This is a genomic window from Sphingomonas sp. Root720 (assembly GCF_001428605.1).
Taxonomy (GTDB): domain Bacteria; phylum Pseudomonadota; class Alphaproteobacteria; order Sphingomonadales; family Sphingomonadaceae; genus Rhizorhabdus.
In genome coordinates, this window is the sequence record NZ_LMID01000014.1 from 178,427 (window position 1) to 199,228 (window position 20,802).

Annotated in this window: 22 protein-coding genes; 13 read left to right on the plus strand and 9 right to left on the minus strand. The window is 70.3% G+C overall.

Going from position 1 to position 20,802, the window contains the following annotated elements; genetic code table 11:
- Nucleotides 1–55: 55 nt before the first annotated feature.
- Nucleotides 56–2,371 carry a patatin-like protein gene (locus ASE22_RS21615; RefSeq protein WP_056364470.1) on the minus strand — a complete coding sequence of 772 codons (2,316 nt, stop codon included), beginning with the start codon at nt 2,369–2,371 and terminating at the stop codon, nt 56–58.
- A 214-nt stretch (nt 2,372–2,585) separates the two neighbouring features.
- On the opposite strand from ASE22_RS21615, the gene radA reads away from it, so the two are divergent.
- On the plus strand, nt 2,586–3,953 hold the full coding sequence (radA, locus tag ASE22_RS21620) for a DNA repair protein RadA (RefSeq protein ID WP_056364472.1): 1,368 nt from the start codon (nt 2,586–2,588) through the stop codon (nt 3,951–3,953).
- Between the two features lie 12 nt (nt 3,954–3,965).
- On the plus strand, nt 3,966–4,535 hold the full coding sequence (locus ASE22_RS21625) for a CvpA family protein (RefSeq protein WP_056364474.1): 570 nt from the start codon (nt 3,966–3,968) through the stop codon (nt 4,533–4,535).
- Nucleotides 4,536–4,955: 420 nt separating this feature from the next.
- Here the strand turns inward: ASE22_RS21625 and ASE22_RS21630 are convergent, their stop codons facing one another.
- A complete protein-coding gene (locus ASE22_RS21630; RefSeq protein ID WP_056364476.1) occupies nt 4,956–5,390 on the minus strand; it encodes a VOC family protein in 435 nt (144 codons plus the stop codon).
- 85 nt (nt 5,391–5,475) lie between these two features.
- On the opposite strand from ASE22_RS21630, the gene ASE22_RS21635 reads away from it, so the two are divergent.
- Together ASE22_RS21635 and ASE22_RS21640 are read left to right on the plus strand one after the other, a co-directional pair.
- Nucleotides 5,476–6,564: a PA0069 family radical SAM protein gene (locus ASE22_RS21635; RefSeq protein WP_056364478.1), complete on the plus strand. Its 1,089-nt coding sequence runs from the start codon at nt 5,476–5,478 to the stop codon at nt 6,562–6,564.
- A gap of 99 nt (nt 6,565–6,663) precedes the next feature.
- Entirely contained in the window at nt 6,664–7,215 is a 552-nt protein-coding gene (locus ASE22_RS21640; protein ID WP_056364480.1) for a hemerythrin domain-containing protein, read from the plus strand.
- Between the two features lie 60 nt (nt 7,216–7,275).
- Here ASE22_RS21640 and moaB read toward each other — a convergent pair whose 3' ends face one another.
- The 3 genes from moaB to ASE22_RS21655 form a co-directional block, all read right to left on the minus strand.
- Nucleotides 7,276–7,803, minus strand: coding sequence for a molybdenum cofactor biosynthesis protein B (moaB, locus tag ASE22_RS21645; RefSeq protein WP_056364482.1), 528 nt, complete (start codon nt 7,801–7,803; stop codon nt 7,276–7,278).
- A 135-nt stretch (nt 7,804–7,938) separates the two neighbouring features.
- Nucleotides 7,939–9,735: a lytic transglycosylase domain-containing protein gene (locus tag ASE22_RS21650; protein ID WP_056364484.1), complete on the minus strand. Its 1,797-nt coding sequence runs from the start codon at nt 9,733–9,735 to the stop codon at nt 7,939–7,941.
- Entirely contained in the window at nt 9,732–10,505 is a 774-nt protein-coding gene (locus ASE22_RS21655; RefSeq protein WP_235536393.1) for a uracil-DNA glycosylase family protein, read from the minus strand. Before ASE22_RS21655 ends, ASE22_RS21650 begins: the two co-directional genes overlap by 4 nt.
- Nucleotides 10,506–10,616: 111 nt before the next feature.
- On the opposite strand from ASE22_RS21655, the gene ASE22_RS21660 reads away from it, so the two are divergent.
- The 3 genes from ASE22_RS21660 to ASE22_RS21670 all read left to right on the plus strand — a co-directional run bounded on the left by ASE22_RS21660 (nt 10,617) and on the right by ASE22_RS21670 (nt 13,756).
- Complete coding sequence (locus ASE22_RS21660) at nt 10,617–12,266, plus strand: electron transfer flavoprotein-ubiquinone oxidoreductase (RefSeq protein WP_056364486.1); 1,650 nt, start codon at nt 10,617–10,619, stop codon at nt 12,264–12,266.
- A 174-nt stretch (nt 12,267–12,440) separates the two neighbouring features.
- On the plus strand, nt 12,441–12,875 hold the full coding sequence (locus tag ASE22_RS21665) for a carboxymuconolactone decarboxylase family protein (protein WP_056364723.1): 435 nt from the start codon (nt 12,441–12,443) through the stop codon (nt 12,873–12,875).
- Between the two features lie 2 nt (nt 12,876–12,877).
- Entirely contained in the window at nt 12,878–13,756 is an 879-nt protein-coding gene (locus tag ASE22_RS21670) for a sigma-70 family RNA polymerase sigma factor (RefSeq protein WP_056364488.1), read from the plus strand.
- Between the two features lie 16 nt (nt 13,757–13,772).
- Here ASE22_RS21670 and ASE22_RS21675 read toward each other — a convergent pair whose 3' ends face one another.
- Nucleotides 13,773–14,150 (minus strand): hypothetical protein, encoded by a 378-nt coding sequence (locus ASE22_RS21675; RefSeq protein WP_056364489.1) that lies wholly within the window; start codon nt 14,148–14,150, stop codon nt 13,773–13,775.
- 21 nt (nt 14,151–14,171) lie between these two features.
- Here ASE22_RS21675 and ASE22_RS27950 point away from each other — a divergent pair, with 21 nt between their 5' ends.
- Entirely contained in the window at nt 14,172–14,537 is a 366-nt protein-coding gene (locus ASE22_RS27950) for a hypothetical protein (RefSeq protein ID WP_082545533.1), read from the plus strand.
- A gap of 23 nt (nt 14,538–14,560) precedes the next feature.
- Here ASE22_RS27950 and ASE22_RS21685 read toward each other — a convergent pair whose 3' ends face one another.
- Nucleotides 14,561–15,430: a 4-(cytidine 5'-diphospho)-2-C-methyl-D-erythritol kinase gene (locus ASE22_RS21685; protein ID WP_056364491.1), complete on the minus strand. Its 870-nt coding sequence runs from the start codon at nt 15,428–15,430 to the stop codon at nt 14,561–14,563.
- 17 nt (nt 15,431–15,447) lie between these two features.
- Nucleotides 15,448–17,112, minus strand: coding sequence for a tetratricopeptide repeat protein (locus ASE22_RS21690; protein WP_056364493.1), 1,665 nt, complete (start codon nt 17,110–17,112; stop codon nt 15,448–15,450).
- 362 nt (nt 17,113–17,474) lie between these two features.
- Here ASE22_RS21690 and ASE22_RS21695 point away from each other — a divergent pair, with 362 nt between their 5' ends.
- Nucleotides 17,475–18,086, plus strand: coding sequence for a peptidylprolyl isomerase (locus ASE22_RS21695; RefSeq protein ID WP_056364496.1), 612 nt, complete (start codon nt 17,475–17,477; stop codon nt 18,084–18,086).
- Between the two features lie 27 nt (nt 18,087–18,113).
- On the opposite strand, the gene ASE22_RS21700 is transcribed toward ASE22_RS21695, so the two are convergent.
- On the minus strand, nt 18,114–18,602 hold the full coding sequence (locus ASE22_RS21700) for a flavin reductase family protein (RefSeq protein ID WP_056364729.1): 489 nt from the start codon (nt 18,600–18,602) through the stop codon (nt 18,114–18,116).
- Nucleotides 18,603–18,773: 171 nt separating this feature from the next.
- Between ASE22_RS21700 and infA the strand changes: the two genes are divergently transcribed.
- Genes infA through ASE22_RS21720 form a run of 4 tightly spaced genes read left to right on the plus strand, consistent with a single transcriptional unit; the run spans nt 18,774 to nt 20,747 of the window.
- A complete protein-coding gene (infA, locus tag ASE22_RS21705) occupies nt 18,774–18,992 on the plus strand; it encodes a translation initiation factor IF-1 (protein WP_010162480.1) in 219 nt (72 codons plus the stop codon).
- 13 nt (nt 18,993–19,005) lie between these two features.
- Nucleotides 19,006–19,614: a Maf family protein gene (locus tag ASE22_RS21710; RefSeq protein ID WP_082545532.1), complete on the plus strand. Its 609-nt coding sequence runs from the start codon at nt 19,006–19,008 to the stop codon at nt 19,612–19,614.
- On the plus strand, nt 19,607–20,608 hold the full coding sequence (locus ASE22_RS21715; protein ID WP_056364500.1) for a hypothetical protein: 1,002 nt from the start codon (nt 19,607–19,609) through the stop codon (nt 20,606–20,608). The genes ASE22_RS21710 and ASE22_RS21715 overlap by 8 nt, the downstream gene beginning before the upstream one ends.
- Nucleotides 20,586–20,747: a DNA gyrase inhibitor YacG gene (locus ASE22_RS21720; protein WP_056364501.1), complete on the plus strand. Its 162-nt coding sequence runs from the start codon at nt 20,586–20,588 to the stop codon at nt 20,745–20,747. Before ASE22_RS21715 ends, ASE22_RS21720 begins: the two co-directional genes overlap by 23 nt.
- The last annotated feature ends 55 nt before the right edge of the window (nt 20,748–20,802 follow it).

Genomic DNA, 20,802 nt, shown 5'->3' on the forward strand with positions numbered 1-20,802 from the left:
CGGTCGTCCTGCATCCCGTCATGCCAGCCTGCGCTGGCATGAAGGCGTTGGTCGTTCAGCCGATCTCGCGCTCGATCGCGGCGATCTGGTCGGGGATGGTCGTCAGCTGGCCGCGTTCCTCGTCGAGGATCGCGCGGAACAGCGTGCGCTTGACCGCGGCGACGTCCTCCTCGGCGATCGTCTCGCCCATCGGGATGGTCGAGATCAGCACGTCGATCATCCGTTCGGCGCCGTGGAGCCGCCCCCACAGATAGTCGTTCTCGCGATAGGCGCGGCTGAAGAAGGCGCCGAACAGGTTGAACTCGATCCCCTTCAGCGTCGCGGCCGCGCCCCCCGACCGGATCGAATCGCAGTCGTCGGGAGAGATGCGGTCGACCTGGATGGCGTGGAATTCCTGCGCGCCCTGCAGCCGCATCAGCGACAGCGTGGCGAGGTCGAAGAAGCTGAAGCCGAGATAGCCGAGCAGCAGGCTGCGGCGATCGGACCTGGAGAGGCGCGGCAGCACGGCGGCGATCGCCCGGTCGGTCTCGAGATCGAGCGCCGCGAGGTTGCGGGTCGCGGCGATGCTGGCGAGCGCGGTCGCGGGATCCTCGACGAAATGCTGCGCGGCGGCGGCGACCGGCCGTTCATAATGGTCGCGCATCTGCAGGTTGAGGAACGGCGCCAGCGATCCGTAGATCGCGTCGCGCGCCGCCTGGAGGCCCGCCTCGTCGCTGCCGCCATTGCCCGTCTCGATCTCGGTCAGCCGGTCCGCAAGGAAGCGCAGCCGGCGGATGCGAAAGCCGAGGTCGTGCTGGCGGAGGAAGTCGAGCAGCGGCTCGACAGTGGCGCCGCCGCTCAGCGCGTCGGGCTCCTCGAAGCCCAGGTCGCGCATATGCGCGCCGATCCCCGCCCGCACCGTCTGGCGGAAGCTGCTGTCGTCCCCGCCGCCGATCAGCGCGATCGTCGAGGCGAGTTCCTCGGCGATGATCGTCAGCTTGAGCTGGCCGTAGCCGGCATAGGTGAAGCCCGCCTGCCGCGCCGCCTGCTCGTGCGCGCGCGCGCGCCAGCTGCCGAGCCGTTCGGTGCTCGGCCGGTAGAGCAGGATCTGCCGGCCCATGGCGGACTCGACCGCGGCGTCGACCTCCGCGCGGATCGCGTCGATGATCCGCCGGGTCTGGGCGATGCGGCCCGAGCGCTGCTCGATCATCTCCAGATTGTCGCGGATCGGCTGTTCGCGCGGAATGGTCGACATCGCGCCGAAGATGGTCGCGAAGAAGCCAGGCAGGCGGACGACGCCGTCGCTGGTCCGTTCGGGCGGCGCCTGCACGTTGGCGGTCGGATCGAGATAGAGGAAGCGCCGGTCGACCTCGCGCCGCGCCGGGCGGTTGCGCAGCGCCTCGATCGCGGGGCGGAAGGGGGCGTTGGCGAGGACCGACCCGTCGATCAGCACGAGATCCTCGGGGCTGCCGCTGGCCGCCGCGCTCGGGAAGATGCGTTGGAGGAAGGCCTCGCGGCCGTTCCAGTCGCGCTTCCGGACCTTCAGCACCTTGTCCATCTCGGCCACGTTGAACGGCGGGAAGGCACCGGGGAAGCTGGCGGTGGCGCGGCCCGCGAAGGTCAGCTCGATCGGGTCGGCGAGCTGCCGCCCGTCGATGCCGCGGTCGGTGAAGCCGATGATCAGCCGATGCTCGCGCTCCTGGGCGAGCTCGGGGCTGTGCAGCCGCAGCCGCTGGTCATAGCCGTGGAAATCGGTGACGGTGACCGACACGTCGAGCGGCTGGCGATCGGGCAGCAGCGGCGGCCCGATCGGCCCCGCCGCCATCGCGTCGAAGGCGTCGAGGATCAGGTTGGTGAAGGTCGCGCCGCCGAAGGGCGGGTTGAACCAGCGCGCCCGGACGAAACCCGACAGCTTGCGGCGCACCTCCGACCGGGTGTCCCGCGAGACGGTACGCTCGACCGTGCCGCCCCGCCTGCGCGCGAGCATCCAGGCGAAGGGCAGCGCCCAGAGCTTGGTGAACCAGCGCAGCGGCCGCGCGTCGGGATCGAGCAGCACCTCGACATCGGCCTTTTCGAGCCACAGCCGGGTCAGCGGCTCGAGCGACTGGCCGGTCGAGACGGCCTGGGCGAGAAAGATGCCGTTGAGCCCGCCCGCGCTGGCGCCGGCGATGACGTCGATCAGCGCCCGCACCCGGACGCCCTTCTCGGCCTCTATCTGTTCGAGCAGGCGGCGGTAGATCGCCTCGCTGCCGGTCGAGGCGGGCGCCCCGTCGTGGAAGGCGCGGCTGGCCCGGACGAGCCGCCACAACTCCTTGGTGATCCCGTGCATGTAGACGGCCAGGCTGACTCCACCGTAGCAGACCAGCGCGAGCCGCAGTTCCTTCTCCCGCATGACCGGCGATGTCCCACATATGCCGGTCAATGCCAAGGGAGGCGCGATGCGTGTCCTGGAGATCGTCATGCCAGCGCAGGCTGGCATCTCCGGAGAGGTGCGGTTCCCGTCTCTCCCGAGACCTCAGCCTGCGCTGGGGTGACGGAAGGGACGACCCCCGTTGCCCTTTCGCCGTCGGCTCGCTATGTTCCTGCTTCGTTCATGTGAGGACCGGATGGCCAAGCCGCAGAAACGCTATGTCTGTCAGGCCTGCGGCGGCGTCGCCACGCGCTGGCAGGGGCAGTGCGCCGATTGCGGCGAATGGAATTCGCTGGTCGAGGAAACGGCCAACGTCACCGTCTTCGCGGCGAAGCACAACCTGCGCAGCGGCGGGCGGGCGATCACCCTGGTCGGGCTCGACGCCGACATTCCGCTGCCCAAGCGCTGGAACACCGGCATCGCCGAGTTCGACCGCGCGCTGGGCGGCGGGCTGGTGCCGGCTTCGGCGACCCTGATCGGCGGCGATCCGGGGATCGGCAAGTCGACCCTGCTGCTCCAGGCCGCCGCGCGGATGGCGATGGCGGGGCAGTCGGTCGCCTATATCTCGGGCGAGGAGGCGGCCGACCAGGTGCGGCTGCGCGCCCGCCGGCTGGGGCTCGGGCAGGCGCCGGTGCAGCTCGCCTCGGCCACCTCGGTGCGCGACATCCTGACGACGCTCGAAAAGGCGCCGCCCGCGCTGCTGGTGATCGATTCGATCCAGACGATGCACAGCGACCTGATCGAGGGCGCGCCGGGCACGGTCAGCCAGGTCCGCGCCTCGGCCCAGGAACTGATCCGCTTCGCCAAGGAACGCGGCACCGCGCTGGTGCTGGTCGGCCACGTCACCAAGGACGGATCGATCGCGGGGCCCCGCGTGCTCGAGCATATGGTCGACACCGTGCTGAGCTTCGAGGGCGAGCGCAGCCACCAGTATCGCATCCTCCGCGCGGTCAAGAACCGTTTCGGCGGTACCGAGGAGATCGGCGTGTTCGCGATGGCCGAGGCCGGGCTCGACGAGGTCGCCAATCCGAGCACGCTGTTCCTGAGCGCGCGCGGCGAGGAGATGAGCGGGGCGACGGTCTTCCCCGCGATCGAGGGCACCCGCCCGGTGCTGGTCGAGATCCAGGCGCTGATCGTGCGGCTGCAGAGCGGGGCGACGCCGCGGCGCGCGGTGGTCGGCTGGGACTCGGGTCGGCTGGCGATGATCCTCGCGGTGCTCGAGGCGCGCTGCGGGCTCAGCTTCTCGACGGCGGAGGTCTATCTCAACATATCGGGCGGCTACCGGGTGTCCGATCCGGCCGCCGACGTCGCGGTCGCGGCGGCGCTGGTGTCGGCGCTGGCGGAACGGCCGGTGCCGACCGACTGCATCGCCTTCGGCGAAGTGTCGCTGTCGGGCGAGATCCGCCCGGTCGCGCATGGCGGCCTGCGGCTGAAGGAAGCCGCCAAGCTGGGCTTCGCCAAGGCGTGGGGGCCCGCATCCAAGGACGGGGCCACCCCCGGCATGCGGCACGAAAGCTTCGCCAGCCTCGGCGCGCTCGTTGACCATATCCTCGGGCGCCGGTAGCTAGGCGCCGCTATGAGTGGACTGACCGGTCTCGACATCATCGTGCTGCTGGCGATCTTCGGCGGCGCGCTGTTCGGCGTGATGCGCGGCTTCGTGACCGAGGTGATCTCGCTGTTCGCGTGGGTGGCCGCGATCGTCGCGCTCAAGCTGTTCCACGGCGTGGCGACGACGCTGCTCCTCCATGTCGTCGGCAATCCGAGCGGGGCGAGCGTGCTCGCCTTCGCGCTGGTGTTCCTGATCGTCTATGCCGGCGGCAAGCTGATCGCGGGCACGCTGGGCCAGCGGATGCGAAGCTCGGTGCTGGGCCCGCTCGACCGGGTGCTGGGCTTCGGCTTCGGCGCGCTCAAGGGGCTGATCATCGTCACCCTCGGCTATCTGGCGATCAACCTCGGCTACGACACGCTCTACGGCGCGACGGCCGAGCGGCCCGGCTGGATGCGCACTTCGCGAACCCACCCGCTGCTCAACGCCACCGGCCGGGCGATCGTCGACTGGGTCGGCAACCGGCGCAAGGCGGGCGGGCTGATCGGCGAGGGCGGGGACGAGAAGAAGGCGGACGAGGGCAAGCCGGCCGCGCGTTGAACGGCGGCGGAGCGACCTATTGCGCGAAGCTGCCGAGAAGCCGGTAGCCGTGGCATGGAGGGGCCAGCTGTTCGGGATGCAGCAGTTCACTATCCGAGATGAGCAAGGATGGCCGCCCCCCAGGTCCGCTAGGTGCGGATGTGACGGATCGGCTGACCTGACGATCGGCTGAGCGTCGCTCCGACGGGAAGGCAGCGGGACCCCGGGTCAAGCCCGGGGCGACTTGTGGGGGCGGGCGCCGTCTCCATGATCGGATGCCGAGGCGGTCGGAGATCGCCGTCATGCCAGCGCAGGCTGGCATCTCTTGCGTCGAGGAGACGAGCGGGAGGCAAGAGCCCGCCCAGATGCCAGCCTGCGCTGGCATGACGCGAGCGGGGGGCGGACCGAGCGGGGGGCGGACAGGGCCGGGGCGGCTCTCCCTCACCCCTCGCGGAAATTGAGCTCGAGGGTCACGCCGCTCGGGTCGTTCACGAAGATCTGCCGCAGCTGGTAGGCGGGGATGTCGAAGGTCCGGTAGGGAAGCGCATGGGCTTCGATCCGGTCGACCATCGCGTCATGGTCCCGGCACCGGAAGGCGATATGGTCGATCGCGCCGGTGCCCTGCATCCTGTCGGGGTCGAGCGGGCCGGCGAGGTCGCCGAGCCGGCCGCGGATCTCGGCCAGCGACGCCTCGCGCATGTCCGGGTCGAGCGCGATGACGTGGACGACGGGGATGTCGCTCTCGTCGTAGAGCCAGGCGCCCCGCCCCGTCCGGCCGGGCATCGGCCCCGCGCGCAGGCCGATCACATCCTCGTAGAAGCGGATCGTCGCCGCCAGGTCGAAGCTGCGGATGTTGCAATGTTCCAGCCGGGCCATGGATGGTCCCTCCCGGCACCGAACTTATCTCAAAGCGCGCGCCGGACAAGCTTGCGGGATGATATGTTCATGATATGTTCTATCGATGAGCGACTCGGCACCGATATTGCCGCCGGCCATCAAGGGCCGGGGGGCGGCCAGCACGCGCCCGAGCGCGCGGTTCGACGACCGGGGCCGCGAGGATGACGGCGACTGGCTCGACGCGCGCGAGGGGATCGACGGCGAGGGCACGCCGCGCCGGACCGAGGTGACGGTCGAGACGCCCCGGACGATCATCACCCGCAACCGATCGCCCGACATCGCGTTCGACCGCTCGATCAACGCCTATCGCGGCTGCGAGCATGGCTGCATCTACTGCTTCGCGCGGCCGACCCACGCCTATCAGAACCTGTCGCCGGGGCTCGACTTCGAGACGAAGCTGTTCGCCAAGCCCGACGCCCCGGCGCTGCTGCGCAAGGAGCTGGCGAAGCGCGGCTACCAGTGCACGCCGATGGCGATGGGGACCAACACCGATCCCTATCAGCCGATCGAGGAGCGCTGGCGCATCACCCGCGGCGTCATCGAGGTGCTGGCCGAGCACGACCATCCGCTGGTGATCACCACCAAGTCGGCGCGGATCATGCGCGATATCGACCTGCTCGGGCCGATGGCGGAGAAGCGGCTGGCGGCGGTGATGATGTCGGTGACGACGCTCGACCCTGCGCTCGCCCGCCGGATGGAACCGCGCGCCTCGGCGCCGCGCCAGCGGATCGCGGCGATCGCGGCGCTGGCGAAGGCCGGGGTGCCGACCTCGATCAGCGTCTCGCCGATCGTGCCCGCGATCAACGACCACGAGATCGAGGCGATCGTCGCGGCAGGCGCCGAGGTGGGGGCGCGATCGGCCTTCTCGATCGTCGTGCGGCTGCCGCACGAGGTGGCGCCGCTGTTCCGCGAATGGCTGGAGATCCACTATCCCGACCGGGCGGCGAAGGTGATGGCGATGATCAACGAGATGCGCGGCGGGCGCGACAACGATCCCAATTTCTTCGACCGCTTCCGGCCGCAGGGCGCCTATGCCGCCGCGCTCAAGGCGCGCTTCCTGCTCGCCTGCCGCCGGCATGGCATGAACGCGGAGCGGCTCGAGCTGCGCACCGATCTGTTCAGGGTGCCGACCGACCAGCTCGATCTCTTCTGACCCGTCTGCTTCTAAGCGGTTGTTTCGCCTGCGTTTCCGCAACCCCGCCGGGATTGGATCGTTCTGACCGCAATTCCCGAGAACCGCAGGAGAAATGCCATGTTGGAGGAAAAGACCACGCGCAGCTTCGCGATCGGCGCGGCCGCCGGCCTGACCGCCGGGCTCGCCGCGAACGCCGTCCGCAAGATCTTCGTCCAGGCGCCGACGATGATGGCGGGCGAATGGGACGAGGGGCTCGCCGCCGAGCATCGCGCGGTGCTCAAGCTGTTCGACCAGATCCAGGCGACCGAGAGCAGCCACGGCACGCGCCGATCGATCCTGCTCACCCAGATCGGCCATGCCCTCGCCAAGCATGCGCTGGAGGAGGAGAATGCCGTCTATGCGATGCTGCGCACCCACGGCCAGGTCGCCGAGGCGGACCGCCTCAACAGCGACCATGGCTATGTGAAGCAATATCTGTTCGAGCTGGGCCAGATGTCGACCAGCCACCCGCTGTTCCTGTCGAAGATCGGCGATTTCCGGGCGATGCTCGAGGAGCATATGCGCGACGAGGAGGAGAAGATCTTCCCGAGGCTGCGCGGGCTGCTCGACGAGGACGAGAATGCGGCCCTGACCAAGGCGATGAACCAGGAGGGGCTGAAGCTGGCTTAGTTCGTCTGGCCCTCAGCGCCGGGCGGCCCGCATCCGCGGTCCGATCATGCGTCACCGCCGTCACCGCTCGGTGAGGCGCGGCATCAGCTCGACGAAGTTGCAGGGCATGTGGCGGCTGTCGAACTGGTGGACGAGGATGTCGTCCCAGCCGTCCTTGACCGCGCCGGTCGATCCCGGCAGCGCGAAGACATAGGTGCCGCGCGCGACGCAGGCGGTGGCGCGCGACTGGATCGTCGAGGTGCCGATCTTGGCATAGCTCAGCCAGCGGAACAGCTCGCCGAAGCCGGGGATTTCCTTGTCCTGGACGCGGGCGAGCGCCTCGGGGGTGACGTCGCGGCCGGTGACGCCGGTGCCGCCGGTGGTGATCACGCAGTCGACCTGCGAATCGTCGATCCAGCCGTGCAGCCGCGCGACGATCAGGTCGACATCGTCCCGGACGATCGCCCGGTCGGCGACGATATGGCCGGCTCCCTCGATCCGCGCGACGAGCGTATCGCCCGATCGGTCGGTGGAAAGGTCGCGGCTGTCGGACACGGTCAGCACCGCGATGCGGACGGGATGAAAGGGCAGGTCTTCCTTGATCGGCATGATGGGTTCTCTTCGCTCAACCACTCAGCGTCCAACGTCACCCCGGGCTTGACCCGGGGTCCCGCTGCTCTGCAATCGCCACGTTGGGAAGAAGCGGGATCCCGGGTCAAGCCCGGGATGACAAAATAGAGGCGGTCAGTCCGCCGCCGCCGTCGTGCCGAGCGAGGTCAGCCGGATCGCCGGGCGGCCGGGCATGCCGGGGAAGCGCGGCCACAGCCCCTGCGATATCGCCATCAGGCTGGCGGGCTTCGCGCCGCTGTGCCGCTGGTACATCCAGTAGTTGCGCAGCACGATCGCGACATAGGCGCGGGTCTCGACGAACGGGATCGATTCGATGAACAGCAGCGGATCGTCGAGGTTGCGCCCGCGCGCGTTCCAGTTGGCGACCGAGCCCGGCCCGGCATTATAGGCGGCGATCACCTTGGGCAGCAGCCCGCCGGTGCCGCTGCTCTCCGCCAGCTCGCGCAGATAGGCCTGGCCGAGGTCGATGCTCGTCGCCGGCTGGAACAGCGCGGCGGGATCGACGGTGCGGCCGAGGTGGCGGGCGACCATCTGCGCGGTGCCGGGCATCAGCTGCATCACGCCGCGCGCGCCGGCCGAGCTGATCGCGTCGGTCTTGAAGCGCGATTCCTGCAGCGCATGGGCGAAGACCAGCGCCTTGTCGACCTGCCAGCCCGAGGCCGGGGTCCAGGCGGGCATCGGATAGCGGGCCGAGGCCGAGAGCCGCGCGCCCGACGGCCCGTTCTGGGCCAGCCAGATCTGCGCGGCCGGAAGGTCGAGCCGCGCGGCGAGGTGGATCAGCGATTCATGGTCGCGGCTGAGCCCGATCCTGGCCTGGTGGCGCAGCATTTCCTCGGCGAGCCCGGTCTCGCCGATTTCGGCCAGCGCGGTCGCGCGGCGGACATTGGCGATCGCGCCGATCGAGGCCCAGTCGTTGGCGGTGAGCTTGAGATTCGATCCGCCTTCGTCGCTGATGCCGAGCGCCGCCTGGGCGATCAGGCCGTAGAAGCTCTCCTTCATCCGCGCCGCCGAGCGCAGGCGCGGTTCGACGCGTTCGGGACGGGCGCAGGCCATGTCGGCGCGGCTCGCCCAGTAGAGGCCGGCGGCGACCATCTCCGGATCGCGGGCGCGCGAGGACACCTCCTCGAAGGCGGTGCCGGCGGACTGGCAGTCATGCTGCCGCCAGGCGGCGAGGCCCGATACCCAGCTGGCCTGGACCGCCCAGTCGCCGGCGCCGGACCGGGCCCGATCGGCGATGCGGCGGGCGCTGGCGTCGTCGCCCGACAGATAATAGGCCCAGGAAACGCGCTGCAGCCATTCGGCCTGCGCTTCGGGCGACAGCTGGTCCAGCCGGCCGACGACGAGCGCCTCGGCCTCGCTCGGCCGGTCGTCGCGCAGCAGCGGCGCCGCGACCTGCGAGAGCGTGGCGGCGGCGCGGTCGCTGCGCTGCGACCTAGCCGACTGGCGCTTCGACGGACCGGCATAGCGGACGAGGTCGCGGGTCACCGGCAGCGCGGCGGTGACGAGGCCGCGGCGCGATGCCAGGGCCGCCAGGTCGGCGGCCTCGGGGAGGTCGGACGCGGTGGCGACCACCTGGATCAGGCGGTCGTCGGATATCCGGGGCGATCCCTTGGCGAGGATCAGCTCGGCCTGGGCGACGTCGCTCAGCGGCCCGGCGGGGATCCGGTCGATTCCGGCCTGCGCCCCGGTCCAGTCACCGCCGCGGATCGCGGCGAAGATCGCGCGATAGGCGGTCCGCTGGTCGGCGGTGAGCCCCGACACGATCGGCAGGGGGGGCGACGGGGGAGATGGCGTCGGCCGCGCCGCGGCGGCGACGCCGACCGCGGCGACGGGCACCGCCACCGCGTTCTGGGCCGCGGCGAGCGCGGGAAGGGCGGCGAGGGCGCCGGCAAGCAGGAATTTGCGTATCATCCGAGGTGCTTCATCAACAGTTGCAGATCTTCCCAGGCGCGGCGCTTCTGCTGGGGATGCTGGAGGAGGGTGCGGGGATGGAAGGTCGCGACGGCGCCGACCGCCCCACCGGGCAGGCTGACATCGTGGACCCGGCCGCGCGCTTCCACGAAGCCGAGGTCGAGGAAGATGCGCGAGGGCTGCTCGCCCATCAGCAGCAACGCACGGGGCTTGGCGAGCGCGACATGGTGGCGGGCCAGCCGGGCGAACAGGGCGCCCTGGGCGCGGTCGACGAAGCCGCCCGTCGGCCGGCCGGGCGCCATCGCCGATAAATAGAGCGACTGGCGATCGCGGCCCATCGCCGCGAGCATCTTGTCGAACAGCTCGCCCGCCGCGCCCGACAGCAGCCGGCCGCTGGCCGGATCCTCGGCCTCGGGCAGGTCGATCAGCACCATCAGGCCGGAGGCGGGATCGCCCGAGGCGGCAACGCGCGCGGACAGGGGCATGGAGATCGCGTCGCTGGTCGCGAGCCAGGACTGGAAGCCGGCCAGCGTGTCGGGAAGCCCGGGCTCCGCGGCCGGCGCGGGCGCCTCGGGCCGGATCGGCACGGCGGGGACGGGCGCGGCGGCGGGCTGCGGAACCGCGACGACGGGCCGCGCCACCGGCGGTTCGGCACGCGCGAGCCAGTCGCGCGGCGCCTCGTCCACCAGCACGTCGAACCCAGCATCCTCCCACCAGCCCATCAGGCTTGCGATTTCAGCGGCCGAGCCGAGATTTGCCCCCAAATCCATATGGCTCCTCTAAAGGAACGGGTTGACGAGGGCGTCAATCTCGGGGCAGCGGCTTTGGGGCATGACGTTTGAATGATGCGATGATCGGATAGCAGGACAAGGACGAGGAAAATGTCGACGCGCGAATCGATGGCTTACGATGTCGTCATCGTGGGCGCCGGGCCCGCGGGGCTGGCGGCGGCGATCCGGCTCAAGCAGCTCGCCGTGGAAGCGGGGCGCGAGATCGCGGTCTGCGTGCTCGAGAAGGGATCCGAGGTCGGCGCACATATCCTGTCGGGCGCGGTGGTCGACCCGATCGCGCTGGACGAGCTGCTCCCCGACTGGAAGGAGATGGGCAGTCCGCTGACCGTGCCGGTCACCGAGAACCATCACTGGATCCTGACCGAGAAGCGGCAATATTCGATGCCGCACATCGCGATGCCCGGCTTCATGCACAACAAGGGCACCTACACGCTGTCGCTCGGCAACATGTGCCGCTGGCTCGCCGGGCAGGCCGAGGCGCTCGGCGTCGAGATCTTCCCCGGCTTCGCCGCCGCCGAGATCCTCTACAATGAGGACGGTTCGGTGAAGGGCGTCGCCACCGGCGACATGGGCGTCAGCCGCGAGGGCGAGCACAAGCCGGACTATCAGCCGGGCATGGAGCTGCACGCGCGCTACACCTTCTTCGCCGAGGGCGTGCGCGGCCACCTGTCGAAGGTCCTCAAGGGCCATTTCGACCTGGAGGCCGATTGCCAGCCGCAGACCTATGCGATCGGCATCAAGGAATTGTGGGACATCGATCCGGACAAGCATGTGCCGGGCCGCGTCATCCACACCCAGGGCTGGCCGCTCACCGACGAGGTCGGCGGCGGCTTCCTCTACCACCAGGCGAACAACCAGGTCGCGCTCGGCTTCGTCGTCGGGCTCGGCTACAAGAATCCGCACCTCTATCCGTTCGAGGAGTTCCAGCGCTGGAAGCAGCACCCGAAGATCCGCGAGATCCTCGAGGGCGGCCGCCGCGTCTCCTACGGTGCGCGCGCGATCAACGAGGGCGGCTGGCAGGCGGTGCCGAAGCTGACCTTCCCGGGCGGTGCGCTGATCGGCTGCTCGGCGGGCTTCGTCAACGTGCCGCGCATCAAGGGCAGCCACACCGCGATGAAGTCGGGCATGCTGGCGGCCGAGGCGGCGTTCGACGCGATCGCCGCCGACCGCGCCAGCGACGAGCTGACCAGCTATCCGCACGCGCTGGAGAACAGCTGGATCGCCAAGGAGCTGAAGATCGTCCGCAACGCCGAGCCGTTCATCGCGAAGTTCGGCGCGTTCGCGGGCACGCTTCTCGCGGGGGCCGACATGTGGATGCGCAACCTCGGCATCGGCCTGCCCTTCACCCTCAAGCACCACAAGGACAATGAGGGGATGTGGCGCCAGGACATCGCGCCGAAGATCGACTATCCCAAGCCCGACGGCGTGATCAGCTTCGACCGCCTGTCGTCGGTGTTCCTGTCGAACACCAACCATGAGGAAGACCAGCCGGTCCACCTCCAGCTCAAGGACCCGAGCGTCCCGATCGACATCAACCTGCCCTGGTACGACGCGCCCGAGCAGCGCTATTGCCCGGCGGGGGTCTACGAGATCGTCGGCCGCGAGGAAGGCGCGCCGCGCCTGCAGATCAACGCGCAGAACTGCGTCCACTGCAAGACCTGCGACATCAAGGACCCGACCCAGAACATCAACTGGGTGACGCCCGAGGGCGGCGGCGGGCCGAACTACCCGAACATGTGATACCGAGCGGGCCGGGGGAAACTCCGGCCCGTTTTTCATTCCCCTTCATCGTCATGCTGAAACGAGTTCAGCATGACGATGAAGGGGAGGAGGGTGCCCGAAAAATTCCCGAGGAACGTCACAGGCGGCAAAGCCCGATCGTCATGGCATCGTAGACCAATGATGGAGACGATCATGACCAACGCAACGTCCGCCCCCCGCTACGAGCAGGAGACGCCCGATATCATCAAGGCCTTCACCGAGGTGCAGGCGGTGATCAACGGGCAGGAACTGGAGCCGCTGCTCCGCCACCTTGTCATGCTGCGGGCGTCGCAGATCAACGGCTGTGGCCATTGCGTGCAAATGCACACGCGCGAGGCGCGCGCCGACGGCGAAACCAACGAACGGCTCGACCACCTCGTCATCTGGGAGCAGGCGCGGGTGTATGGCGAGCGCGAAAAGGCGGCCCTCGCCTGGACCGAGGCGTTGACCACGCTCGACCATCACGCCGACCTCGGCGCCCTGCGGGCACGGTTGCGCGAGCATTTTTCCGAGAAGGAACTGGCCGCCTTGTCGGCGCTGATCGCGACGATCAATATGTGGAACCGGATCGGCATTTCGAGGCATTGAGGATGGACGGCCAGGACGCAGCCCTGTTCGAACGCGCGCGGCCACGACTTCTCGGCCTGGCCTATCGCATCCTCGGCTCGCGGGTCGACGCCGAGGATGCGGTCCAGGATTGTTTCCTGAAATGGAGCGCGGCCGAGCGCGACGCCATCGACACTGCAGACGGGTGGCTGACCACGGTCTGCACCCGCCGCTGCCTCGATCTGCTGCGGGCCGCGCATCGGACCCGGGTGGACTATGTCGGCGCCTGGCTGCCCGAGCCGATCCATAGGGCGGTCGATCCCGAGGAGGGGGAGGGGGAACTGGCATCGTCGCTCGGCACCGCCTTTCTGCTGATGCTCGAGCGGCTGACCCCGAAGGAGCGGGCGGCCTATCTGCTGCACGAGATCTTCGGGCGGCCCTATGGGGAGATCGCCGCGACCCTGGAGATCGGGGAGGCGGCCTGCCGCAAGCTCGTGTCGCGGGCGAAGGCGAGCATCGGCGAGAAGAAGGTGCGGCATCAGACGCCGATCGAGATGCAGCGGCGGCTGCTCGACGCGTTCAAGCTGGCCGTCACCACCGACCGGCCCGACCTGCTCGGCACGCTGCTCGCCGACGACGTCCGGATCACCGCCGACGGCGGCGGCAAGGCCCGTGCCTTCCTGGAGGTTCTCGAGGGCCATCGCATGGTGCTGGCCTGCGTCCATCAGGCGAGTCGCTGGTGGGCGAAGTATGAATGGCTGGAGGCCGACATCAGCGGCGGGCGCGGCGTCATCCTGCTCGAAGAGGGGCATCCCGTCGCGACCGTCTCCTTCGGCTATGACGAGGAGGGGCGGATCGCCGACATCTTCATCATGCGCAATCCCGACAAGCTCGGCCGGCTGGAGCCGGTGCGCATCCAGTAAGGATCAGGCGGTGGCGTCAGGATCCGCAGGCGTCATGGTCGCCCGCGTTGCAGGCGGCGACCCGGCGGCGCCATTCGGCGCGCTCGCGCTGATAATGGTCCTGCGCGCGCCGGTTCCGTTCGCGAACATCCATATTGGAGCGATCGCGCCGGTCGACCACCGACTGGGCGCGGCGGTTGAGTTCGATCGTGCGGAGCCGGTCGGCGCGGTGCTCGGCATCCTCCCCCTGGTCGGGGGCGGCCCGGCCAACCGCCTGGCCAGGAACCGTCTGGGCAGCGACGGCGGCGGGCAGGGCGAGGAAGAGCAGGGCGAGCAGCGGGCGGGTCATGGCCGTGCTGTGCCGCAGCCCTGCTTGCGCCACGCTGAACCGCAGCGCGCTTGCCTTATCGTCCACTCCCCGATATGCGCGCCTTCGATGTCCACTCCGCGCAAGACCCTCTCGCTCAGCCGCGTCGTCGCGCCCGCCGAAGGGCCGGCGCTGTCGGCCGAGGCGCAGATCATAGCCCAGGCGATCCGCCGCAAGCTGGCGATCACGGCGGTCTACAACCGCACCGGCATGACGATCGCGCCGCACATCCTCTACACCAAGCATGACGATCTGTTCATCGACGGGGTGGTGACGCTGCGCGACGGCAAGGTCCCCGCCGAGCTCAAGCTCGGTACCTTCAAGCTGGCGGGCCTCGGCAATGTCTCGCTGACCGTCGACGCGTTCACGGTGCAGCCCTTCTACGATGCGGCCGACGCCAAATATGACGGCGTGACGATCGCCAAGGTCGAGTAGAGCGGCCGCTCTAACTTTTCGTCTCACCGAAGCCTGCTCGCAAGCCGCCACCAGTCGGGGCGGCGGGCAGCGATGGCCCGGTCGGCGGCGTCGCGGTCGGCCTGCGACGCGAACAATCCGAAACAGGTGGCCCCCGACCCCGACATCCGGGCGAGCATCGCCCCCGACTGCGCGGCGAGCAGGGCTACCACGTCGCCGATCACCGGATGGAGCGCGCGCGCGGGCGGCTCGAGGTCGTTGCGTCCCGCCAGCGCCGCCGCGAGCGGATCGCCGGGGGCAAGGGGGCCGCGATCGACCCCGTCCCAGGCGGCGAAGACCGGCCCGGTCGGCAGGGCGACGCGCGGATTGACCAGCAGCAGCGGCATTCCCGCGAGGCGGCCGGCTTCGACCGCCTCCAGCGCGTCGCCGCGCCCGTCGCCGCGCGCCAGGGTCGACCGCAGGCAGGCGGGCACGTCGGCGCCCAGTTCGGCGGCGAGCGCGGTCACGCGAGGATCGTCGGGCGCGATCCCCCGGTCGCGGCACAGCAGGCGCAGCACGGCGGCGGCGTCGGCCGATCCGCCGCCGATCCCGGCCGCGACCGGCAGCCGCTTGTCGAGCGCGATCGCGGGCGGCGGCGCGCCGCCGATCGCGGCGCAGAGCGCGCGGGCGGCGCGGATCACCAGATTGTCCTCCGGATCCGCGCCGGCGAGCGCCGCCGCGAACGGCCCCGACAGGGTCAGCCGGGCGGTGCCGGGCCGGGCCCCGACACGGTCGCCCTCCTCGGCGAAGGCGAAGATCGTCTCGATGTCGTGATAGCCGTCGGCCCGCCGGCGCCGGACGTGCAGCGCCAGGTTGATCTTGGCATAGGCGGTTTCGGTCGAACGGGTGGCGCGGTCTCCGGCCGCCGGGGGCATGTCGCGGGGTCCGGCGATCAGTTGGCGCTGAGGCGGCTGCCCGGCGCGCCGGCGGGCCCGTCGGCCAGCTTGCGCTTCAGCCGCTCGCTGTCGGCCTTCTCGGCCTGGACCAGCGCGGCGCGCCAGGCGTAGCGCGCCTCGATCCGCCGCCCGACCGCCCAATAGGCGTCGCCGAGATGCTCGTTGATCACCGACTGGCCGGGCTCGCCAGCGACCGCGCGTTCGAGCGCCGCGATCGCGCCCGGATAGTTGCCGCGCTTGTAATAGAGCCAGCCGAGCGAGTCGGCGATCGCGGCGTCGTTGGGATCGAGGCTGCTCGCCCGCTCGATATAGGCCTGCGCCTCGGGCAGGCTCTCGCCGCGATCGAGCATGCCGTAGCCGAGATAGTTGAGGATCACCGCCTGCCCGGGCGCGAGCGCGCTGGCCTGGCGAAGCAGGTTCTTGGCGCCCTCCCAGTCGCCCGAACGGTCGAGGGCGCCGGCCGTGAGGAACATATGCGCCCAGTTCGGCTGGCCCTGCGCCGTGTCGACGCCGATCGCGCGCCGATAGACCTGCGCAGCTTCGGCGGGGCGGTCGAGTTCGGTCAGGATGCCGCCCAGTTCGACCAGCGCGGCGGCGCTGGCGTCGGGCCGGGCGGCGGCCTTCTGCGCGTCGGCGAGCGCGGCCTGGCGATTGCCCATCGACAGCAGGATGCCGCTGCGTTGCTGGCGCGCGGCTTCCCAGAGAGGGTTGTCGGGCGCGACCTTGTCGAGCAGGGCGAGCGCGGCGTCGTGATAGCCGTTGGCGGTCAGCAGGTCGGCGGTGGCGATGATCGCGGCGGCATTGTCCGGAGCGAGATAGCCCGCGATCCGCGCGAGCTGCAGCGAGACGGGCGAGCGGCCGTCGCCCTTCACGTCGATGGCGAGCTGCGCGAACAGGTCGGACAGGCCGAGCTCGGGCGTGTCGATCGCGCCGCCGAGCGGCTTGCCAGCGTCGAGGGTCGCGCGGGCCTTGACCAGTTCGGGCGCCGTGCCGTCGAGGATGCCCCGCGCATTCGCCATGTCGCCGCGCTTGGTGAGCAGGGCGGCGGCGGCGAGCTGGAGCCGCAGCGAGCGGATGTCGTGCGCCGCGATCAGCCGCCGCAGGTCGGGCAGCACGTCGTTGCGGCCTGACGCCAGCGCGATCAGCAGATGATGGTCGCGCGAATAGGCGTTGGCGAGCTGCGATCCGCCGCCGGGCGCCGCCAGCCGGGCGGCATCGGGCGACTTGCGGCCATAGGCGACCCAGCCGCGCATCACCGGTGCGAGAAAGGCGAAGACCTGCTCGCGCTCGATCCGCCCGATCGCCGCGTTGGAGCGGTTCCAGTCGCGTGCGACGACCGCCTGCGCGAACAGCAACAGCGCTCCGTCGGGCGGCAGCGCGCCGAGCCGGTCGAGCTGCGCCGCGGCAAGGCCGGCGAGCTTGTAGTTGCCGGCGGTCAGCGCCTGCCGATAGGTGCGCAGCGCCAGCCGCTTGTCCTCGGGCGAGGCTTCGAGCAGGCGGGCATAGCTCGACGCGGCGGCATCGGGCATGCCCGCGGCGTCGGCGAGCCGGGCCCGGACATATTGCCGCATCTCGGCCGAGGCCTCGCTGACCATCGCCTGGGCCGCGACCGGCCAGACCAGCAGCAATCCCGCAGCGATGGCGACCTGTCCGCGCTTCATTTCGATCTCCGGTTCCGAACCATTCGCCCTGTCGCCCCCAGCGTCTACCCCAGCGGAAGGAGGGTCGGCCACCCCCCAAAACGCGCGTGAGGGATCGCAGGCGGCCAAATTATGCTATTGCGAACCATTATCATGCGAGCTAGACAGGATTTCCGGGACCCGCGGCGGCGTCGAGCCGTCACGAGAAAGAGCTTCCCATGAGAAAGCGGCCCTGCCCCGGGCCGTGAGGCGCCGGTTCGCTGCCCTAACCTTCGGTTGCCACGGCCGGAGAGCGAACCGGCGCCACCCTTTGGAGGAGCGCGCGGCGGGATAGTTCGCGGCGGGGGTGTCGCGCCCGCGGCGCGGCGCGCTACAAGGACGGCATGATTCGCCGTCTCCTCCCGATCGCGCTGGCGCTGCTCGCCGTCGTCCCAGCCGCCGCCCCCGCCATCGCCGCCCCCGCGCCCGCCACCGTCAAGGTCGCGCTGAAGACGAGCGAGGGGACGATCGTCGTCGCGGTCGACACGAAGCGCGCGCCGATCACGGCGGGCAATTTCCTGGCCTATGTCGACCAGAAGAAGCTCGACGGCACCACTTTCTACCGGGCCGCGCGCGCGATCGGCAATCCGAAGCGCGGCTTCATCCAGGGCGGCGTCCACCGCGACGCGCGCCGCTCGCTGCCGCCGATCAAGCATGAGCCGACCACGAAGACCGGCATCCGCCATGTCGACGGGACGATATCGATGGCGCGGCGCGAGCCGGGATCGGCGATGGGCGAGTTCTTCATCCTGGCCGGGGACGCCCCGGCGATGGACGCCAGGCCCGGCGGCGGCGACGCCAATGCCGGCTATGCCGCCTTCGGCCGGCTCGTCTCGGGCAAGCCGGTGCTGCAGCGCATCCTGGCGGCCAAGACATGGCCGGGCGGATCGGGATCGATGAAGGGCCAGCTGATCAGGCAGCCGGTGAAGATCATCGAGGCGAAGCGGGTCGGCTGAGCCGCGCGACCCGCATCGCCCGAGATGCTAGCGCGCGGCGTTGGCGAAGGTGCCGTCGACCCAGACGAGCGGCGAGATATCGTCATGGTTCACGACATGCTCGACCTCGCCGATGAACAGGGTGTGGGTGCCGACGTCGATCCGCTGGGTGGTGCGGCAGACCAGGCTGGCCAGCGCGTCGCCGAGCACCGGGATGCCGTCCGGCCCCGCGGCCCAGCCGCCTTCGTCGAAGCGCTCGAGGCCCTTCTTCTTGCCGCTGAAGATGCCGACGAGATCGCGGTGGCGATCGGCGAGCAGGTTCACGCAGAACAGATCCTCGGCCATCAGCACCGGATGGATGCTGGCGGTGCGGTTGACCGCGGTGAGGAGGGTGGGCGGCTCGGCGCAGACCGACATCACCGCCGTCGCCGCCATGCCCGTCCAGTTCTCGCCCTTGCCCGACGTGATCAATGCGATCGTCGTTGCCAGCCGGCGCATCGCGTGGCGGAAGCCATCCTTGATCTCGTCCTCGGTCACCTTCGTCTCCTTGCCGCTTTTCCAAGCGGCGCTAGAGAATAGGACGGCCCGGCGCAATCGCCTCGACGCCCGATCGATCCTTTTGCGGTTATCCGGCACCGCTTTTCTTTTCGTGGTCAAGCGCGTATGGGCGTCGCGAAATCCCGAAGACCATCCTGAAGAGGCAAGAGTTTGGCCAAGGAAGAATTGCTGGAAATGCGCGGGCAGGTCGTGGAACTGCTGCCCAATGCCATGTTCCGCGTGAAGCTCGAAAATGATCACGAGATTCTCGGCCACACCGCCGGGAAGATGCGCAAGAACCGCATCCGCGTGCTGGTGGGCGACGAGGTTCTGGTCGAGCTGACGCCCTATGACCTGACCAAGGGTCGCATCACCTATCGCTTCAAATAAGAGGGCGGGACCGCTGTCCCCGTCCGACTCCCCGCTCGTCCTCGCATCGGGAAGTCCGCGCCGTGCCGAGCTGATCGGCCGGCTGGGACTCGTGCCCGCCGCGATCGACCCCGCCGATATCGACGAAACGCCGCGCAAGGGCGAGCTGCCGTCGCCCTATGCCGCGCGCATGGCCGCCGAGAAGGCCGCGCTGGTCGCCGCGCGCCATCCGGGCCGCGCGGTGCTCGGCGCCGATACGGTGGTCGCCGCCGGCCGCCGGATCCTGCCGAAGACCGACGACGCGGCCGAGGCGCGGGCCTGCCTGCAGCTGCTGTCGGGGCGCCGCCACAAGGTCCATTCGGCGGTCACCCTGATCGACGCGGCGGGCATGGCGCGCCACCGGCTGTCGACCAGCACGGTGCGCTTCAAGCGGCTGACCGCCGCCGAGATCGAGGCCTATCTGGACGGCGGCGACTGGCGCGGCAAGGCGGGCGGCTATGCCATCCAGGGCTATGCCGAGAGCTGGGTCGCGATGCTGGCGGGCAGCCATTCGGGGGTGATGGGCCTGCCGCTGTTCGAAACGCGCGCGCTGCTGGCCGCCGCCGGCCTGCTGCCGCCCGGCGCCACCATCGTCGATGCGTGAATGGCTCTACGAGGCGGGGATCGGGGAAGCCCGGGCCGCGCTCGTCGAGGATGGCGCCATCGTCACGGCGGAGATCGAGGCCGACGATGACGGCGTGCGCGCCGGCACGATCGCCGAGGTCCGGCTCGACCGCATCACCGTTCCCGGCCGCCGCGCGGTCGTAAGGCTCGATTCGGGCGAAGAGGCGCTGATCGAGCCGGTGCCGAAGGGCGTATCCGAGGGCGGTCGCCTGCTGGTCGAGATCCACCGGGCGGCGCTGGCCGAGACCGGCCGGACCAAGCTGGCGCTGGCGCGCCCCGCGCAATCGGGCGCGACGGCCGCCGACGGTCCCGGCCTGCTGGCGCGGATCGGCGCGGGCGGCGATCCGGTGCGGCAGCTGCACGCGCATCAGCCCGACGCGCTCGAGGCCGCCGGCTGGTCCGAACTGCTCGAGGAGGCGGCGAACGGGGAAGCGGCGTTCGACGGCGGGTCGCTGCACCTGTCGCTGACCCCGGCGATGAGCCTGATCGACGTCGACGGGTGGCTCGACCCGGCCGCGCTGGCGGTGGCGGGCGCGGCGGCGGCGGCGCGGATGATCGTGCGGCACGGGATCGGCGGATCGATCGGCATCGACCTGCCGACGGTCGAGGGCAAGGCGCCCAGGCTGGCCGCGGCCGAGGCGGTCGACGCGATCCTGCCGCAGCCGTTCGAGCGGACCGCGGTGAACGGGTTCGGCTTCCTCCAGATCGTCTGTCGCCGCGCGCGGCCGTCGCTGCCAGAACGCCTGCGGCGCGATCCGGTGGGCGCCGCCGCCCGCGCGCTGCTGCGCCGCGCCGAACGCACGCCGGGGGCCGGCCCCCGCACGCTGACCGCGGCGCCCGCCGTGATCGACCGGATCGCGGGCCGCCCCGGCTGGGGACGGGAGCTCGAACGCCGGCTAGGCGCGCCGTTCGTCTTGCGCGCCGACGCCGGGCTCGCCATATCGGCGGGCCATGTCGACGCGCAAACCCCCTAAATGTCCCGGCTGCGGCAAGCCGCCGGTCGACGCATATGACCCCTTCTGCAGCCAGGGATGCCGCGACCGCGACCTGCTGAAATGGCTCGACGAAGGCTATCGCATCCCCGGCCCGCCGGCCGATCCCGAGGACGGGTAAAAAAGCGAAAAGCAGGCTGGACAGGATGCGCAACCCGCCTCTATAGGCACGCCTC

What these genes read in the sequence shown, in the direction of transcription:
- ASE22_RS21670 (WP_056364488.1), top strand. Translation starts at nt 12,878, where the DNA reads ATGGACGGCCAGGACGCAGCCCTGTTCGAACGCGCGCGGCCACGACTT.
- ASE22_RS21690 (WP_056364493.1), bottom strand. Translation starts at nt 17,112, where the DNA reads ATGAAGCGCGGACAGGTCGCCATCGCTGCGGGATTGCTGCTGGTCTGG.
- ASE22_RS21655 (WP_235536393.1), bottom strand. Translation starts at nt 10,505, where the DNA reads ATGGATTTGGGGGCAAATCTCGGCTCGGCCGCTGAAATCGCAAGCCTG.
- ASE22_RS21615 (WP_056364470.1), bottom strand. Translation starts at nt 2,371, where the DNA reads ATGCGGGAGAAGGAACTGCGGCTCGCGCTGGTCTGCTACGGTGGAGTC.
- ASE22_RS21685 (WP_056364491.1), bottom strand. Translation starts at nt 15,430, where the DNA reads ATGCCCCCGGCGGCCGGAGACCGCGCCACCCGTTCGACCGAAACCGCC.
- ASE22_RS21695 (WP_056364496.1), top strand. Translation starts at nt 17,475, where the DNA reads ATGATTCGCCGTCTCCTCCCGATCGCGCTGGCGCTGCTCGCCGTCGTC.
- ASE22_RS21660 (WP_056364486.1), top strand. Translation starts at nt 10,617, where the DNA reads ATGTCGACGCGCGAATCGATGGCTTACGATGTCGTCATCGTGGGCGCC.
- ASE22_RS21650 (WP_056364484.1), bottom strand. Translation starts at nt 9,735, where the DNA reads ATGATACGCAAATTCCTGCTTGCCGGCGCCCTCGCCGCCCTTCCCGCG.
- ASE22_RS21720 (WP_056364501.1), top strand. Translation starts at nt 20,586, where the DNA reads ATGTCGACGCGCAAACCCCCTAAATGTCCCGGCTGCGGCAAGCCGCCG.
- ASE22_RS21665 (WP_056364723.1), top strand. Translation starts at nt 12,441, where the DNA reads ATGACCAACGCAACGTCCGCCCCCCGCTACGAGCAGGAGACGCCCGAT.
- ASE22_RS21640 (WP_056364480.1), top strand. Translation starts at nt 6,664, where the DNA reads ATGTTGGAGGAAAAGACCACGCGCAGCTTCGCGATCGGCGCGGCCGCC.
- moaB (WP_056364482.1), bottom strand. Translation starts at nt 7,803, where the DNA reads ATGCCGATCAAGGAAGACCTGCCCTTTCATCCCGTCCGCATCGCGGTG.
- ASE22_RS21715 (WP_056364500.1), top strand. Translation starts at nt 19,607, where the DNA reads ATGCGTGAATGGCTCTACGAGGCGGGGATCGGGGAAGCCCGGGCCGCG.
- ASE22_RS21630 (WP_056364476.1), bottom strand. Translation starts at nt 5,390, where the DNA reads ATGGCCCGGCTGGAACATTGCAACATCCGCAGCTTCGACCTGGCGGCG.
- ASE22_RS21625 (WP_056364474.1), top strand. Translation starts at nt 3,966, where the DNA reads ATGAGTGGACTGACCGGTCTCGACATCATCGTGCTGCTGGCGATCTTC.
- ASE22_RS27950 (WP_082545533.1), top strand. Translation starts at nt 14,172, where the DNA reads ATGTCCACTCCGCGCAAGACCCTCTCGCTCAGCCGCGTCGTCGCGCCC.
- ASE22_RS21635 (WP_056364478.1), top strand. Translation starts at nt 5,476, where the DNA reads ATGAGCGACTCGGCACCGATATTGCCGCCGGCCATCAAGGGCCGGGGG.
- radA (WP_056364472.1), top strand. Translation starts at nt 2,586, where the DNA reads ATGGCCAAGCCGCAGAAACGCTATGTCTGTCAGGCCTGCGGCGGCGTC.